General features: G+C 68.3%; 14 protein-coding genes. 7 read left to right on the forward strand and 7 right to left on the reverse strand.

Annotated features, from left to right (window positions below):
- Positions 1-61: 61 nt before the first annotated feature.
- From DMC18_RS18600 to DMC18_RS18620, 5 genes are all read right to left on the reverse strand, one after another.
- Positions 62-1,384 (reverse strand): ATP-binding protein, encoded by a 1,323-nt coding sequence (locus DMC18_RS18600; protein WP_110121423.1) that lies wholly within the window; start codon positions 1,382-1,384, stop codon positions 62-64.
- Positions 1,381-2,130 carry a response regulator gene (locus DMC18_RS18605; RefSeq protein ID WP_110121422.1) on the reverse strand — a complete coding sequence of 250 codons (750 nt, stop codon included), beginning with the start codon at positions 2,128-2,130 and terminating at the stop codon, positions 1,381-1,383. Before DMC18_RS18605 ends, DMC18_RS18600 begins: the two co-directional genes overlap by 4 nt.
- A 210-nt stretch (positions 2,131-2,340) precedes the next feature.
- Positions 2,341-2,652, reverse strand: a complete 312-nt coding sequence (locus DMC18_RS18610; RefSeq protein WP_110121421.1) for a hypothetical protein — start codon at positions 2,650-2,652, stop codon at positions 2,341-2,343.
- A 27-nt stretch (positions 2,653-2,679) separates the two neighbouring features.
- The gene (locus DMC18_RS18615) at positions 2,680-3,333 is read right to left on the reverse strand and encodes a hypothetical protein (RefSeq protein ID WP_110121420.1); all 654 of its coding nucleotides are present in this window, start codon (positions 3,331-3,333) and stop codon (positions 2,680-2,682) included.
- Between the two features lie 140 nt (positions 3,334-3,473).
- Positions 3,474-4,235, reverse strand: a complete 762-nt coding sequence (locus DMC18_RS18620; protein ID WP_110121419.1) for a LuxR family transcriptional regulator — start codon at positions 4,233-4,235, stop codon at positions 3,474-3,476.
- A gap of 92 nt (positions 4,236-4,327) precedes the next feature.
- Here DMC18_RS18620 and DMC18_RS18625 point away from each other — a divergent pair, with 92 nt between their 5' ends.
- The 4 genes from DMC18_RS18625 to DMC18_RS18640 all read left to right on the forward strand — a co-directional run bounded on the left by DMC18_RS18625 (position 4,328) and on the right by DMC18_RS18640 (position 9,453).
- Complete coding sequence (locus DMC18_RS18625) at positions 4,328-5,500, forward strand: acyl-CoA dehydrogenase family protein (RefSeq protein ID WP_110133193.1); 1,173 nt, start codon at positions 4,328-4,330, stop codon at positions 5,498-5,500.
- Between the two features lie 138 nt (positions 5,501-5,638).
- Positions 5,639-8,035 carry a TonB-dependent receptor gene (locus DMC18_RS18630; RefSeq protein WP_233248217.1) on the forward strand — a complete coding sequence of 799 codons (2,397 nt, stop codon included), beginning with the start codon at positions 5,639-5,641 and terminating at the stop codon, positions 8,033-8,035.
- A 103-nt stretch (positions 8,036-8,138) separates the two neighbouring features.
- Entirely contained in the window at positions 8,139-8,462 is a 324-nt protein-coding gene (locus tag DMC18_RS18635) for a hypothetical protein (protein ID WP_110121416.1), read from the forward strand.
- Between the two features lie 4 nt (positions 8,463-8,466).
- Positions 8,467-9,453, forward strand: a complete 987-nt coding sequence (locus tag DMC18_RS18640; protein WP_110121415.1) for a hypothetical protein — start codon at positions 8,467-8,469, stop codon at positions 9,451-9,453.
- 62 nt (positions 9,454-9,515) lie between these two features.
- Here the strand turns inward: DMC18_RS18640 and DMC18_RS18645 are convergent, their stop codons facing one another.
- On the reverse strand, positions 9,516-10,406 hold the full coding sequence (locus tag DMC18_RS18645) for a LysR family transcriptional regulator (protein WP_110121414.1): 891 nt from the start codon (positions 10,404-10,406) through the stop codon (positions 9,516-9,518).
- Positions 10,407-10,505: 99 nt separating this feature from the next.
- Between DMC18_RS18645 and DMC18_RS18650 the strand changes: the two genes are divergently transcribed.
- Positions 10,506-11,579 carry an alkene reductase gene (locus DMC18_RS18650; protein WP_110121413.1) on the forward strand — a complete coding sequence of 358 codons (1,074 nt, stop codon included), beginning with the start codon at positions 10,506-10,508 and terminating at the stop codon, positions 11,577-11,579.
- 179 nt (positions 11,580-11,758) lie between these two features.
- Positions 11,759-13,387, forward strand: a complete 1,629-nt coding sequence (locus DMC18_RS18655; protein ID WP_110121412.1) for an ABC-F family ATP-binding cassette domain-containing protein — start codon at positions 11,759-11,761, stop codon at positions 13,385-13,387.
- 73 nt (positions 13,388-13,460) lie between these two features.
- Here the strand turns inward: DMC18_RS18655 and DMC18_RS18660 are convergent, their stop codons facing one another.
- Positions 13,461-14,084, reverse strand: a complete 624-nt coding sequence (locus tag DMC18_RS18660) for a TetR/AcrR family transcriptional regulator (RefSeq protein ID WP_110121411.1) — start codon at positions 14,082-14,084, stop codon at positions 13,461-13,463.
- Positions 14,085-14,228: 144 nt separating this feature from the next.
- Between DMC18_RS18660 and DMC18_RS18665 the strand changes: the two genes are divergently transcribed.
- A partial coding sequence (locus DMC18_RS18665; protein WP_233248219.1) for a Coq4 family protein occupies positions 14,229-14,859 on the forward strand: 631 nt, incomplete at its 3' end.

Raw genomic sequence — 14,859 nt, forward strand, 5'->3', positions numbered from 1 at the left:
GTAACCCCTCACCCTCCCACGCTTCGCGTGGGCCCCTCCCTCTCCCTATGGGAGAGGTTTCCTAAAGCGCCGGCAGCCGCACCTCGGCCCGCAGCCCGCCCTCGGGGCGGTTCTTCAGCAACAGTTCGCCGCCTTCGCGCTTGAGGATCTGCTGGACGATGGTCAGGCCAAGGCCCAGGCCGGCCGTGTTGCGGGCGCGGGCGCTGTCGAGGCGGTGGAAGGGTTCGAGGACGTGGGCGAGTTCTTCCTCGGGGATGCCGGGGCCGCTGTCCTCGATCGTCAGGATCACCAGCCGGCCGTCGCGGACGAGGCTCAGCCGGGCCTCGCCGCCATAGTGCAGGGCGTTCTCGACGAGGTTGCTGATCGCGCGTTTCAGGGAAAGCGGGCGGGCGTGGACCGGCAGGTGCTCGGGGCCGTCATAGGCCGCCTCGCGCTCGGAGTCGGTGGCGTCGTCGACCAGGGTCATGGCGATGGCGGCGATGTCGGTGCGGCGCGGCGGCTCGGGATCCTCCTGGCCGCCGAGATAGGCCAGCAGCGAGTCGAGCATGGCCGTCATCTCGGCGACGTCGGCCTCCAGGGCCTCGCGGGCGACGGCGTCCTGGACGAAGCCGGCGCGCAGGCTGAGGCGGGCCAGGGGCGTGCGCAGGTCGTGGCCGACGGCGGCCAGGGCCTCGGTGCGGGTCTGCAGCAGGCCGGCGATACGGTCCTGCATGGCGTTGAAGGCCTTGGCGACCAGCTTCAGGTCGCCGGCCCCGGTCTCGGCCACGCGCATGCGCTCGCCCTGGCCGACCTTGTCGGCGGCCTCGGCCAGGGCGCGCAGGGGGCGGCTGAGGTTACGCAGCACCAGGGCGGCGGCGGCGATGACGCCGAGACCCAGAATGAAGGCCGAGCCGAAGCTGCTGAGCACCACGGCCCAGGGGGCGGCGCGGATCTTGGTCTTCATCCACACCCACGAGCCGTCGCGCATCTTCAGCGCCACCTTCAGGTGGGTGTCGCGGGGCAGGGCGTGGTCGGTCTCGGTGTTCATCCGCAGTTCGCGCCGCACGAGGCTGGGCTCGGCGTCGCGGAACTGGTCCTTCAGCTTGCGCTCGGCGGCGCGCTCGCGATCGACCAGGGTCGGCAGGGCGGTCCAGCCGATCTCGTTGGGCCGGGCCGACAGCCCAGCGGCGCGGGCGGCCCGCTCGTGCTCGGGACGGGTCTCGAGGATGGCTTCGGCGGTGACCAGCTGCTCGGCGGCGCGCCGGACCTGGTTGTCGCGATTGGGATAGAGGCGGCTGTTCTCGAACAGGATCGAGCTGCCGACGAACTCCAGGGCCACGGCCAGCATCAGGACCAGGGTGACCTGGCCAACCAGACGCTGCGGCCACAGCCGCAAAGGCTTCATCGACGCTCCACCGCGGCGGTGAAGATGTAGCCGACGCCGCGCACCGTGCGCAGCAGGGCCTCGGCCTGGCCGCTGACCGCCAGTTTCCGGCGCAGACGGCTGACCAGAACGTCTATGCTGCGGTCGGAGGCGTCGGAGATGCGGGCGCGCGACATCTCCAGAAGGCGCTCGCGGCCGATCACCCGCTGGGGCGAGGACAGGAAGGCCAGCAGCAGGTCGAACTCGGCCCCCGACAGATCGACGAAGGCGCCGTCGGGCGACAAGAGTTCGCGCCGGCCGGGATCGAGCTGCCAGCCGGCGAAGACCATCTGCTGGTGGCCGCGCGGCTGGCTGGACTGGGTGGCGCCCTGGGCGCGGCGCAGGATGGCGCGGATGCGGGCGATCAGCTCCTTCTGGCTGAAGGGCTTGCCGATATAGTCGTCGGCGCCGAGCTCAAGGCCGATCAGGCGGTCGGTCTCGTCGTCGCGGGCGCTGAGCATGACGATCGGCACGTCGCTTTCGCGGCGCACGCTGCGGCACAGGTCGAAGCCGTTGCTGCCGGGCAGCATGACGTCGAGCAGGATGATGTCGACGCTGTTGGTCTCCAGCACCCGGGCCATCTCGGCCCCGTGGGCGGCGCTGAGCGGCTGGAAGCCCTCCTCGCGCAGCAGGCGCATCAGCAGGGTGCGCAGGGCCGGATCGTCCTCGACGATCAGGACGACCGGAGCGACGGGGGCGGCAGCGATCTCGCGCTGCAGGGCGATCATTCCGTGGCCTGAGGATTCCATGCGTCCGGGCTATCTAGGAACGACGGCGCCGTGAACAAGGCCGAAAGGGGCGTTTCTTCGCCGGTTTCCACCAGGGGTCGGCCGACTTTCGTCGCTCGCTGAAAAGTAAGGCGCCCTCGCGCGCACTTCGGGGGAAGAGGAACTCGCGCGAGGGCAGGCCGCCGGGGCGGCCGTCTTTGGACCGCTGGCTTACGCCGCGCGGCAGGCTTCGGAGACAGCGGTCCGCACCGCGCCTTCGTGGGCGGCGGCGTCGGCGGCGCTGTTGAACACCACGTGGACCAGGCCTTGCTTGGCCTTGGCCGCGGCCACGCCCTGGCGGCTGGCGACGAGGCCGGCGGCCGATTGGGCGCAGGTCCCGGCGGTCTCGATCTTCACCGTACGCTTGGCGAGGTTCTGCCTGGCGACGGCTTCGGTGTGGGTGAGGCCGTGGCCGGCGGGACCGGCGACGGCGGGCGAGGCGGCCAGGCACGCGGCCAGGCCGAGGAACGCAACGACTTTCATAGGACTTGGAAACTCCGGATACTGAACTCAGCCGCCAGCGGCGGTGTCGGCTTTCGCCTGAAGGGCGGGCAGGGTGGCGCGGTAGCCGTCGACGGCCTTCAGCAGGCCGGCGATCTCGGCCGGGGTGATGGCCGTGCGGTGCTCGTAGCCCTTGTCGGACTTGAACTTGAAGCCCCAGGCCGACGGCGCGACGGCGAGCTTGCGCAGCTCGGTCTCGCTGACGGTGAAGGCCAACTCCTCGCGGCAGAGCTCGGGCGCCTCGAACAGGAAGCACTGGCCGGCGTTGTCGCGGATCTTGGTCACCTGGGCCTGCACCGGGAAGGCGCTGGTCTGGTAGGCCACGGCCCCTTCGCCATAGCCGCGCATCGAGCCCTGGTAGGTCAGGGTCTGGCGCACCTCGAAGCGGGTCGAGCCCGTGCGCTTGTCGACGACGGCGCGCAGGTGGTTGTCGTTGGCGGGCGAGCGGAACACGCCCTTGCCGGTCTGGAAGCCGCGCTCGGTGCTGACGACGGTCTCGATGTCGAGCGGATCATCCAGCACCTGGGCCTTGGCGTGGAAGTGCTCGACGCCGAGCGCCGTCTGCTTGGCGGGCAGTTTCACCGTTTCCGCGGCTGCGGCGCCGGCGATCGCGAAGCCGCTGATCACGGTAAGCGCCAGCAGGCGATGACGGGTCTTGTTCATGGTCTTCTCCCGAACGGCGCCGACCGATCCCTCGTTCGACAGGCGCCTCTGAACGTGTGTCAGAGTGGAGAGAGCGCCTTGCGGCTTTGCATCGCGTTCGTGACAAAACGTGTCGGAGCGGGCGTTTCCGCGCGACGGCGTTATGCGGCCGAGCCCAGGTAGCCCAGGCCCGTGGCGCGATGGATGGCCTGGGCGCGGCCGGCGACCCGCAGCTTCAGGGCCGCGTTCTGGACGTGGAAGCGGACGGTGGGTCCGGAGATGCCGATGATCTGGCCAATGTCGGCGTCGGTCTTGCCGGCCGCGGCCCACTTCAGGCACTGGATCTCGCGCTTGGTCAGGCGGGCCAGGGGCGCGTCGTCGCCGACGCCGTCGCGGTAGGCCGAGACCAGGCGCAGGGCAGCGCCGTGCAGCTGGTCGGCGCGGGCCTCGTAGAGCGCCGGCAGGTCGGGCACGGGCTTGGCCGAGGCCCAGACCACGGCCCCGATCACCCCGCCGGTCAGGTAGGCGGGCGCGATGATGGCGGCGGCGACGCCGAAGTCCTCGGCCGCCTCGCGCACGGCGATGGCTTCCAGCCGGGGCAGGGGCCGCCAGCTGGAAAAACGGCCCTCGTGATAGAAGAACGGGTCGGCGGCGTAGCGGGCGGCCAGGATGAACGGGGCCCGCAGGGCGAACGAGCGGTCGCGCCAGTAGCGCAGCCCCGCGTCCAGCCATTCGAAGGTGGTCTCGGCCAGGGGCAGCCCGTCCGGGCCGAGCATCGGCTCTGGGCTCGAGATGTCGGCGCTGGCGGCGATGTAGGGCAGGCCGATCTCGGCCCCCAGGTCGCGGACGCGCACCGCCAGGTCCAGGACCCGCGCCAGGCGTTCGTCGCTTCCCCCCAAGGTCTGGACCGTGGTCGCCGTCATGCGGGCGTTCTTTCCCTATCGGTTCCGATAGCTTGCGCACCCGGGCCAGGCTTTCGCAAGTTTCCCCGAGGGCGTGGGATGGGAGTGAGCGCGTGGACCTGGAACTGTCGGCTGAGGACCTGGCCTTCCGCGACGCGGTGCGCGCCTTCATCGACGCCAACCTGACGCCGCAACTGCGCGAGGCCGGGCGGCGGATGACCAGCGTGTTCTGCGACAAGGCCCACAGCCTGGCCTGGCAACGGATCCTGGCCGCCCAGGGCTGGGCCGCGCCGACCTGGCCGGTGGAGCATGGCGGGCCGGGCTGGAGCGAGATCCAGCGCCACGTCTTCTTCGCCGAATGCGCCCGGGCCGGGGCGCCGGGCCTGGCGCCGATGGGCCTGCGGATGGTGGCGCCGGCGATCATGCGGTTCGGGACCGACGAGCAGAAGGCCCGTTACCTGCCGCGCATCCTGTCGGGCGAGGACTACTGGTGCCAGGGCTATTCGGAGCCGGGGGCGGGGTCGGACCTGGCCTCGCTGCAGATGAAGGCCGTGGCCGACGGCGACGACTACGTGCTGAACGGCTCGAAGATCTGGACCACCCACGCCCACTGGGCCACGCACATGTTCTGTCTGGTGCGCACCTCGACGGAGGGCAAGCCGCAGGCGGGCATCACCTTCCTGCTGGTCGAGATGGACCGGCCGGGGATCCGCGTCGATCCGATCATCACCATGGCCGGCGAGCACGAGGTCAACCAGGTGTTGTTCGACGACGTCCGCACGCCTAGGGCCGACCGGCTGGGCGAGGAGGACCAGGGCTGGACGGTGGCCAAGCACCTGCTGGAATTCGAGCGCGGCGGGGGCTATGCGGCCGGGCTGGAGGCCGGACTGGAGCGGCTGCGCGGGCAGGTCGAACCCGAGGATCCCGATCACCGGCGACGGCTGGCCGAGGCGCAGATCGCGGCGCTGGCCATCGACGTCACCGAGCGGCGGGTGCTGAGCGCCTTCGCCAGCGGGGCCAATCCCGGACCGGCCTCGTCGATCCTGAAGGCGCAGGGCTCGGAAGCCTTGCAGCGGCAGGACGAACTGGCGCTGGACGCCCTGGGCGGCTACGCGGCCGTGCATCAGCCGAAGGCGCGCGAGGCTGGCTCGAACGAGGCCTTCGTGGGACCCGAGACGGGGCTTACGACCACGGCCCGCTATCTCAACAACCGCGCCGCCTCGATCTATGGCGGCTCCAACGAGATCCAGCGCGACATCATCGCCCGGCTGGTGCTGGGGCTGTGACCCTATCAGTTCCGATAGCTTGTTAGAGTCCCCCGCCCACCGCACGCTCCGATAGAGCCAGCGTCCAATGAAGGCGCGGCCGGAGGGAGGTTTCGCATGCGAGGACTTCGTGTCGCGCTGACGCTAGGGGTGTCCGCGGTGGCTCTGACGATGGCGGCGCCGGTCTGGGCGCAAGGGGCCAAGCCAGCCCAGGACGATAAGGACAGTTTCGCGATCGAGACCGTCGTGGTCACGGCCCAGCGCCGCGAGGAGGCGGCCAACGACATCGGCATGCCGATCCAGGCCTTCAGCGGCGACGCCCTGAAGCAGCTGCGGGTGACAGACCCCAAGGACCTGTCGACCGTCGCGCCCAGCTTCACGGTCAGCCAGAGCTACCAGGGCGTGCCGACCTATACGCTGCGCGGCATCGGCTTCAACACCATCAACCTGTCGGCCACCTCGACCGTCGGCACCTATGTCGACGAGGTCGCCTACGCCTATCCGTTCATGAACACCGGCCCGATGTTCGACCTGGAGCGGGTCGAGGTGCTGAAAGGCCCGCAGGGCACGCTCTACGGCCGCAACACCACGGCGGGCCTGGTCGATTTCGTGACCAACAAGCCGACCGACCAGTTCGAGGCCGGGCTGACGGCCGAGGCCGGCAACTACGAGACCCGCAATCTGGAGGGCTATTTCAGCGGTCCCTTAAGCGACAAGGTGCAGGCCCGCATCGCCTTCCGCGCCGAGCACAGCGGCGAGGGCTGGCAGAAGAGCAATTCGCGCGACGAGCGCCTGGGCGAGGTGCATCGCCAGGGCTGGCGGCTGTCGCTGGCGGCCCAGCCCAGCGAGAAGGTGGACCTCGATTTCTCCTACGCCGGCTGGCGCAACCGGTCCGACACCGTGGCCGCCCAGGCGGTCGGCTTCACCCCGGCCACGGCCGCCAGCCCGTTCAACGCCGCGGGCCTCGTGACCTACGTCGCCAACAACAAGCCGACCAAGTCGACGCAGGCCGACTGGGCGCCGCTGTCGGTGCGCGGAACCGATGTGGGCACGGGCCTGGGCATCAGCGACCCGGCCGAGGAAGACGACCGCTTCGATGCGGCCAAGCTGCGCTTTTCCTGGCATATCTCCGACGATGTCAGCCTGATCTCGCTGACCAGCTACAACAAGCTCAAGCGCGACGCGGTGTTCGACTGGAGCGGCGCGCCCTACGAGATCCTGGTCCAGAAGGCGCACGGCGACATCGAGTCCGCGGCCGAGGAACTGCGGCTGGAGGGGCGGACGGAGAAGGGCTCGTGGCTGGTCGGCGTCTATGTGGCGCACGACAAGATCCTCGACATGAACCGCACGATCCTGGGCCAGAACGCCAATGTGGGCCTGATCCGCTTCTACGGCGCGACCCTGCTGGCGACGCCGTTCAACAGCGGCGCGTACACCGCGCTGCAGATGAGCCAGGCGTTCCGCACCTACGAGGACGTCGGCAATATCGAGACCGACACGGCCAGCCTCTTCGCCAACGCCGACCGCCAGCTGACCGAGCGGCTGAAGCTGACCGTCGGCCTGCGCTACAGCCAGGACAAGCAGGATTACGTGGGCTGCTCGCGCGATTTCAACGGCAACATGCTGCCCAACGTCAATGTCGTGAACCGGGCGCTGTTCTTCGGCGTCTACGGCCTGGTGGCGCCGATCACCCAAGGGTCGTGCAACACCTTCGATCCGGCGACGGCCAGCTTCGGCTTCGTGAAGTCGACCCTGGACGAAGACAACTTCGCCTGGCGCGTGGCGCTGGACTGGCAGGCCTCGGACGACGTCTTGGTGTTCGGCTCGATCTCGCGCGGGGCCAAGGCCGGGGCGACGCCGATCAACGCCGCCAACATCTCGACCCAGAACGCCCCGGCGCGGCAGGAACTGCTGACCGCCTACGAACTGGGCGTGAAGGCCGCCCTGTTCGACCGCCGCGTCCAGGCCAACCTCGGCGTCTTCTACTACGACTACACCGACAAGCAGCTCAGCGTGTATTTCGCCGACCCGATCTATACGGCCCTGTCGCGCCTGGCCAACGTGCCGGAAGGCGAGGCCAGGGGCCTGGACGGCGACATCACCTGGCGGGCCACGCGGTCTTTGACTTTCCTCGCCTCGGCGACCTGGCTGCACACCGAAGTGAAGGGCTACACCGGCATCAACGCCGCCGGTCAGGCCCAGAACTTCGATGGGCGGCCCTTTCTATACAGCCCGAAGTTCCAGGGCGGCCTGACGGCCCTGTTCGACCACGACCTGGAAAGCGGCCTGAAGCTCCAGGCCGCGCTGAACGGGCGCTGGCAGGACAAGTCGAGCGCCGACCTGGAGGGCAATCCGCTGTTCGCCATCGACAGCTATGGCTTGCTGAACGCGAGCCTCGGCCTCTCGTCGCCGGAAGCCGGCTGGGAGGTCTCGCTGTGGGGCCGCAACCTGACCGACGAGTACTACTGGACCGCCGTCAGCAGCAACGCCAACACCGTGGTCCGCTTCCCCGGCAAGGCCCGGACCTGGGGCGCGGCGCTGAGCTGGAAATTCTAAAGCGAGCGCAATAGTCGCTCTGCGGCCCGCGTCTCACCTTATGGTTGATTTTATGAAAATCTAGCTCCACCATACGCAACACATCCATGCGCTGGGGGGCGTCATGTCGTCGAAGGACAGAGATCAGGGTCCGCACGAAGCTCCGGACAATATCGACCAACGGATAGAGGAATTAATCGTCGGCCTCGACGTACTGACCGATCGCGCCCTCTCGGCCAAGCGGCCGACGGACGATGAGACCATGCAGCATATCGGGATCTCCAAAGGCGATCTCGATGGCCCTGCGACGGATTGGATCAACAAGCGGTTCAGGAGGCCTGCCAAGAAGCGGCTTCTCGTTCCCGGCGAAATCAAGCCCAGTACTAAGTGGGCGGATATGGTGAAGCTGGTCTTCGACGTCGATACGAAAAGCGGATCAGAGAAGTAGGCCGATGCGCGCGATCCTTTTTCTCACCGCCTGCAGCACCGCCTGCGCTGTTTCGGCTTCGGCCATGGCCGGCGGAGCCGACAGCTTTACGTTGAACGGCGCCGAAGAGCCGGAAATCAAGGCCTGGACCGAACCGGCCTCGGTCGCCTTCACCTCCAACAACGGGGGCAAGGATAGCTGGGCGGTTAATCTGGCCGGCAAGTATGAGAACCAGCTCAGCGACAACTCCACCTCAAAACTGGTAGTCCGCTTCGCCGTGGAAAAGAACACCCAGCTGAAGAAAGAGGTAGAGAACTACGGTGCCTCAGTCGGCTACAAGTTCTACTGGACCGACGCCAGGGATGGCCCCACGCCCGACTTGGAGGCCTGGCATCTGGCCAACGAATTCTCACTGGGAATTACTGACAAGGCCGTCTTCCCAGACGCCAAGGCCATCTGCACGGCCGCTCCGCTTCCGCCTGAGTGCACCGAGCAGCGCGAGACCTCGCTGCGCGCTCAGCTTCAGGTCCAGCCTTACCGACACGGATGGGATAAGACCTTCCATTATGAAGACAGTACCCACACCAAACTGAAAGGGCAGCGCTGGACACGCAGCTTCACGCCCGTGCTGAGCCTGTTCTATGACGAGATTCTGGACGCCAAGGCCGACGCGGCGGGCGCGCGGGCGGATGGGGGCGTGACGGGCTTAAAGCTGTCTCTCTCTGGAGCGGCCTCGCCTCGGGTGACGAATTATCGTCTCGTGCTGTCGGCCAAGCTCCAGCTGACCGAAACGCTCAGCCGCAGCGTAGGCCGGCGCGACGGCTTCCAGAGCAGCGCCACCTTGCTGAAGCTGGGCGCCGACTACGAGTTCGGCCCCCGCTCGTTCGAGAATGGGGGGAACAAGTGGGTCCCGTCGTTCGGGATTGCCTACACCAAGGGCGATGACCCGCTAGCGGGCAAGACTGACCTAGACAACACTGTGCTGGCGTTCAAGTTGACCTATCGCAACTAAAGCCGTCAGCTTCGTAGTCATGAAGCTGGCGGTAGGTCGAGAAGTCCAGTCTCCCCCTGCGACTAGCTCCGCGCCTCGGCGTCGTCCTTCAGGTTCTGCTTGAGAAAATCGATGAACCTCTGGGTCCTGGCAGGAACCAGCCGCGTCGCCGTGATCGCATAGATCAAGGCGGGCGGCCCCTGCCAATCGGCGAGGATCCGGACCAGCCGGCCGTTCGCCACCTCTTCGGCCACGACCCGATCGGGCGCGAACAGGACGCCCATGTCCTGAACGGCCAATCGGCGCAGCATGGCGACGCTGTTGGCGCGAAAACGGCTCGATGCGGCGACGTCCACGCTCTGATCGCCGGCGTTCAGGCGCCAGACGCCGTTTCTCGGCATGGCGAGGCAGGCCCGTGCGGCCAGCTCCGAGGGATGGGAAGGCTCGCCGTGGTCCGCGAGATAGGTGGGGGAAGCGTAGAGGAACGGCGTCAACCTACCGATCACGCGGGCGATCAGCCCCGCGCCCTCGGGTTGAGCCATACGGATGGCCAGATCGAACGGCTCGGCGATCAGGTCCACATTGCGCGGCGTCAGATCCAGATCGAAATCGAGCCCGGGATAGAGCTGCGCCAGTTCGGGCAGCAGCGGCGCCAGCCAGGTCGTGGCGAAATCCACCGGCAGAGAGACCCGCAGCGTCCCGACCGGACGGGCCACCATGTCGCCGAGTTCCTCATGGGCGATGCGCGCCTCGTCGATGATCCTTGATGCCCGCTCGAAATAGAGCTGCCCCGCCTCGGTCGGCTCGATGGAGCGGGTGGTGCGGTTGAGCAAGCGCAGGCCGATCGACTGCTCCAGCAGCGAAATCCGCCGCGACAGGGTGGAGTTGGGCATGCCCAGGCTCTCGGCCGCGCCCCGGAAGCTGCGGGCTTTCATCACCTCAACGAACAGCGCCATGTCGTCCAGACGGCTCACCTAATTGCTCCATTTATGGATCAATCAATTCCATTTCGACGACTTTGTGCCGATCGGTACCTTTGCCATCTGTGGCTCTCGACAACAAGGAGCCCGGCCATGAGCCCTCTCTTCACCCCCGTCCGTCTCGGGTCCATCGATCTCGCCAACCGCCTCGTCATGGCGCCGATGACCCGCTCGCGGGCCCAGGCGGACGGCTCGCCGGGCGAGCTGGCTGCGGCCTATTACGCCCAGCGCGCGGGGCTCGGCCTGATCGTCAGCGAAGGAACCCAGCCGTCGGACGACGGGCAGGGCTACCTGACCACCCCAGGGATCCATACCGACGCCCATGTCGCCGGCTGGAGGACGGTCACCCAGGCGGTGCACGCCAAGGGCGGCCGCATGTTCATCCAGCTGATGCACGCCGGACGCATGTCGCACCCCGACAACACGCCGCATCACCGCCAGGGCGTGGCCCCTTCGGCGATCGCGCCGGGCTCGCAGATGTTCACGCCCACCGGGCCGCAGGACATCCCCACGCCGCGCGCCCTGAGCGCCGACGAGGTGCGCCAGACCGTGGCCGACTTCCGCTTCGCCGCGCGGCGGGCGATCGAGGCGGGCGCCGACGGCGTCGAGATCCACGGCGCCAACGCCTATCTCGTGCAGCAGTTCTTCGCGCCTAGCGCCAACACCCGCACCGACGAGTATGGCGGCTCGATCCAGAACCGCGCGCGCTTCGCGATCGAAGTCGCGACCGTCATAGCCGAGGAGATCGGCGCAGAGAAAACCGCCATCCGGCTTTCGCCGGGCACGGCCATGTGGGGCATCGACGAGGGCCATGAAGGCCCCGCTCTCTATCGCCATCTGGTCGCGGAGCTCGACAAGCTGGGCCTGGCCTATGTGCACGTCATGCACCAGGGGAACGACGCCCTGTTGGCCGATATCCGCAAGCTTTGGAGTGGAACGCTGATCCTGAACCGGCCGGGCCGTCCGCGCGAAGAGATCGGGAGTGACGTCACGTCGGGCCTCGCCGACCTGGAAGCCTATGGCCAGATGGTGCTGGCCAATCCCGACTTCGTCGACCGTTTGAGGTCCGGCGCGCCGCTCAACACGGCCGACCGCATGACCTATTTCGGCGGCGACGCCCGCGGCTACACCGACTATCCGACGACCGGCGCGTCGGTCCCCGCCTAGGAACCGACGGTGATACGAGCCCCCGCCCGGCGGCGGGGGCACGGCCGCCCGCACGGGCTCGAAGTGCGAGAAGTCTCCGGACAGCGCTATCCATGCGGCCGGCGGCCGATCATCGCGCCTGGAATTGATATGGCTCTGGGGCTGGCGTTCTCGCGCGACCCGAGCTAGCAGACCGCCCCATGATCCGCCTCGACAACATCTCCAAGCAGAACGGCCACCAGATCCTGTTCATCGAAGCCTCGATGGGCATCCAGAAGGGTGAAAAGGCCGGGCTCGTCGGCCCCAACGGCGCCGGCAAGACGACGCTGTTCCGCATGATCACCGGCCAGGAGCAGCCCGACGACGGGCTGGTCGCGATCGATCCCGGCATGCGGATCGGCTATTTCAGCCAGGATGTCGGCGAGATGTCGGGCCAGAGCGCGGTCGCCGCGGTGATGGACGGCGTCGGTCCCGTCAGCGCGCTGGCCGCCGAAATGGCCGCGCTCGAGGCGTCCATGGTCGATCCGGACCAGGCCGACCAGCTGGACGCCGTCATGGAGCGCTACGGCGAGGTGCTGGAGCGCTTCCAGGAGCTGGACGGCTATGCGCTGGAGGCGCGGGCGCGCGAGGTGCTGGCGGGCCTGAGCTTCAGCCAGGAGCGCATGGACGGCGACGTCGGCATGCTGTCGGGCGGCTGGAAGATGCGCGTGGCGCTGGCCCGCATCCTGCTGATGCGGCCCGACGGCATGCTGCTGGACGAGCCCTCCAACCACCTGGACCTGGAAAGCCTGATCTGGCTCGAAGCGTTCCTGAAGAACTACGACGGCGCGCTGCTGATGACCTCGCACGACCGCGCCTTCATGAACCGCATCATCGGCAAGGTGGTCGAGATCGACGGCGGCCAATTGATCACCTATTCGGGCGATCTGGACTTCTACGACCAGCAGCGCGCGCTGGGCGAGGCTCAGCGCCAGGCGCAGTACGAGCGCCAGCAGGCCATGCTGGCCAAAGAAATCAAGTTCATCGAGAAGTTCAAGGCGCGCGCCTCGCACGCCGCCCAGGTGCAGAGCCGGGTCAAGAAGCTCGACAAGATCGAACGCGTGGAAGCCCCGCGCCGTCGCCAGGCGGTGCAGTTCGAGTTCCAGAGCCCGCCGCGCTCGGGCGAGGACGTGATCAGCCTGCGCAACGTCCACAAGGGCTATGGCGACAAGCCGATCTACGAAGCCCTGGATTTCCTGGTGCGCCGCAAGGAGCGCTGGTGCGTGCTGGGCGCCAACGGGGCCGGCAAATCGACGCTGCTGAAGCTGGTGGCCGGCGACGCCAAGCCCGACCAAGGCGCGGTCAATATCGGCGCCAGCGTCAAGATGGGCTATTTCGCCCAGCACTCCATGGACCTGCTGGACGGCGAAGAGACGATCTTCGAGTCGCTGGAGCGCTCGTTCCCACAGGCCGGGCAGGGCGCCTTGCGCACCCTGGCGGGATGCTTCGGCTTCTCGGGCGACGACGTCGAAAAGCCCTGCCGCGTGCTGTCGGGCGGCGAGAAGGCGCGCCTGGTCATGGCCAAGATGCTGTTCGATCCGCCGAACCTGCTGGTGCTGGACGAGCCGACCAACCACTTGGACATGGCGACCAAGGAGATGCTGGTCGCGGCCCTGGCCGACTTCGAGGGCACGATGCTCTTCGTCTCGCACGACCGCCACTTCCTGGCGGCCCTGAGCAACCGCGTGCTGGAACTGACGCCCGAGGGCGTTCACCAGTACGGCGGCGGCTATACGGAATACGTCACCCGCACGGGCCAGGAAGCGCCGGGGCTGCACCCGGGCGGGTAAGAGCCGCCTGACCGTTTAGCGGGCGACGAGGGCGCGACGAGGTCCTCGCCGAACCGGCGTCAGCTTCCCGACGTCAGCTTCCCGTCGGGGGCTTGGTGATCAGGAAGCGCGGCAGCAGGCTGGCCACGACGCGGCGGGCCGCGTCGTCGGGCTGGTCGAGCATGTCGCGCAGGGGCGGGCCGATCAGGGCCTCGCCGAAGGCGCTGAGCGCGATGAACAGCACCGCCGCCCCCATGCCCTGACGGGCCTGGGCGTCCTGCACGCCCATCTTGTCGCTGATCGCATCGACCAGGTTCTGCACGGCGGCCCGCACGGGCTCCAGGTGCGAGAGGTCGCCGGACAGCGCTATCCAGGCGGCCAGACGGCCGGCGCCGCCGGTGGAAAAGGCGTCGAACACCGCATTGACCAGTTCCAGCGGCGCGCCCTCGTCGGTGCGCAGGCGGGCCACGGCCTCGTCGAGGGCCTGGGTCAGGTCGGCGACCATCGAGGCCATCAGCGCCGACTGCAATCCGGCCGCCGATCCGAAGTGGTGGATCAGGTTGGCGTGGGTCACGCCGATCTCGCCGGCGACCGCCGACAGCGTCACCGCGTCGGGCCCGCCCGACAGCAGCAGGGCGCGCGCCGAGGTCAGCGCTTCGCGTCGCGCCTCCTCGGGCAGGCGTCGACGACGACGCGTGGCGGTCTTTTCAATTGACATCGATGTAAATGACATTCATGTAGATAAGACGAAATTCTTAAGCCCGGACAAGGGGAACCGCAAGTGCAAGCTTCGCCGTCATCACCCGTGTTGCAGCCCGTCGCCGGGCATGAGCGGCTGCCATCCCTGACCGCGCCCCGTCGCGTGCAGCCCGTTCGGGCGGCTCGCGCCTTCTGCCGGCTGGTGGCCGACAAGGAAGACACCCGGCAGGTGTTCGAGATCATGAACGCGCTGGCGGGCCGTTCGATCGACTGGGGCTACCAGCGTCTGCTGGAGACGCCGGAGGGCGGCCAACAGGCCTACGCCCAGGTCGAGCTGTCGGACCGGCTGCAGGACCGCGACTGGCTGGCGGGCTTCGCGCCCGGGACCGTCGGCGCGGCCTATCTGGCCTTCATCGACGTGCGCAACCTCTCGGCCTACGGCCTGGCCGACGAGAGCCGCAAGGTGGCCGACAGCGAGATCGAGGCGGCCCATCCCCGCGCCTGGTACGCCCGCCGCATCCGCGACGTCCACGACATCTGGCACGTGCTGACCGGCTACCAGACCGATGCTCTGGGCGAGGCCTGCGTGGTGGCCTTCTCGCTCCCGCAGACCAAGAGCGCGGGTTTTGGCCTGATCGCCGCCGGCGGGGCGGTGCAGTTCATGCGGGCGCGCACCGGCTATCCCTGCGGGCGGGCCGTGCTGCAGGCCTGGCGCAACGGCCGCCGCGCGGCCTGGCTGCCGGGGCAGGACTATGAGGCCCTGATGGCCGAGCCGCTGGAAGCGGCGCGCCGAC

This window comes from Caulobacter sp. D5, from assembly GCF_003185805.1.
Lineage (GTDB): Bacteria > Pseudomonadota > Alphaproteobacteria > Caulobacterales > Caulobacteraceae > Caulobacter.

Coding starts and splice junctions, on each gene's coding strand:
- DMC18_RS18640 (WP_110121415.1), top strand. CDS start 8,467: ATGCGCGCGATCCTTTTTCTCACCGCCTGCAGCACCGCCTGCGCTGTT.
- DMC18_RS18635 (WP_110121416.1), top strand. CDS start 8,139: ATGTCGTCGAAGGACAGAGATCAGGGTCCGCACGAAGCTCCGGACAAT.
- DMC18_RS18620 (WP_110121419.1), bottom strand. CDS start 4,235: ATGACGGCGACCACGGTCCAGACCTTGGGGGGAAGCGACGAACGCCTG.
- DMC18_RS18605 (WP_110121422.1), bottom strand. CDS start 2,130: ATGATCGCCCTGCAGCGCGAGATCGCTGCCGCCCCCGTCGCTCCGGTC.
- DMC18_RS18655 (WP_110121412.1), top strand. CDS start 11,759: ATGATCCGCCTCGACAACATCTCCAAGCAGAACGGCCACCAGATCCTG.
- DMC18_RS18650 (WP_110121413.1), top strand. CDS start 10,506: ATGAGCCCTCTCTTCACCCCCGTCCGTCTCGGGTCCATCGATCTCGCC.
- DMC18_RS18660 (WP_110121411.1), bottom strand. CDS start 14,084: ATGTCAATTGAAAAGACCGCCACGCGTCGTCGTCGACGCCTGCCCGAG.
- DMC18_RS18600 (WP_110121423.1), bottom strand. CDS start 1,384: ATGAAGCCTTTGCGGCTGTGGCCGCAGCGTCTGGTTGGCCAGGTCACC.
- DMC18_RS18610 (WP_110121421.1), bottom strand. CDS start 2,652: ATGAAAGTCGTTGCGTTCCTCGGCCTGGCCGCGTGCCTGGCCGCCTCG.
- DMC18_RS18615 (WP_110121420.1), bottom strand. CDS start 3,333: ATGAACAAGACCCGTCATCGCCTGCTGGCGCTTACCGTGATCAGCGGC.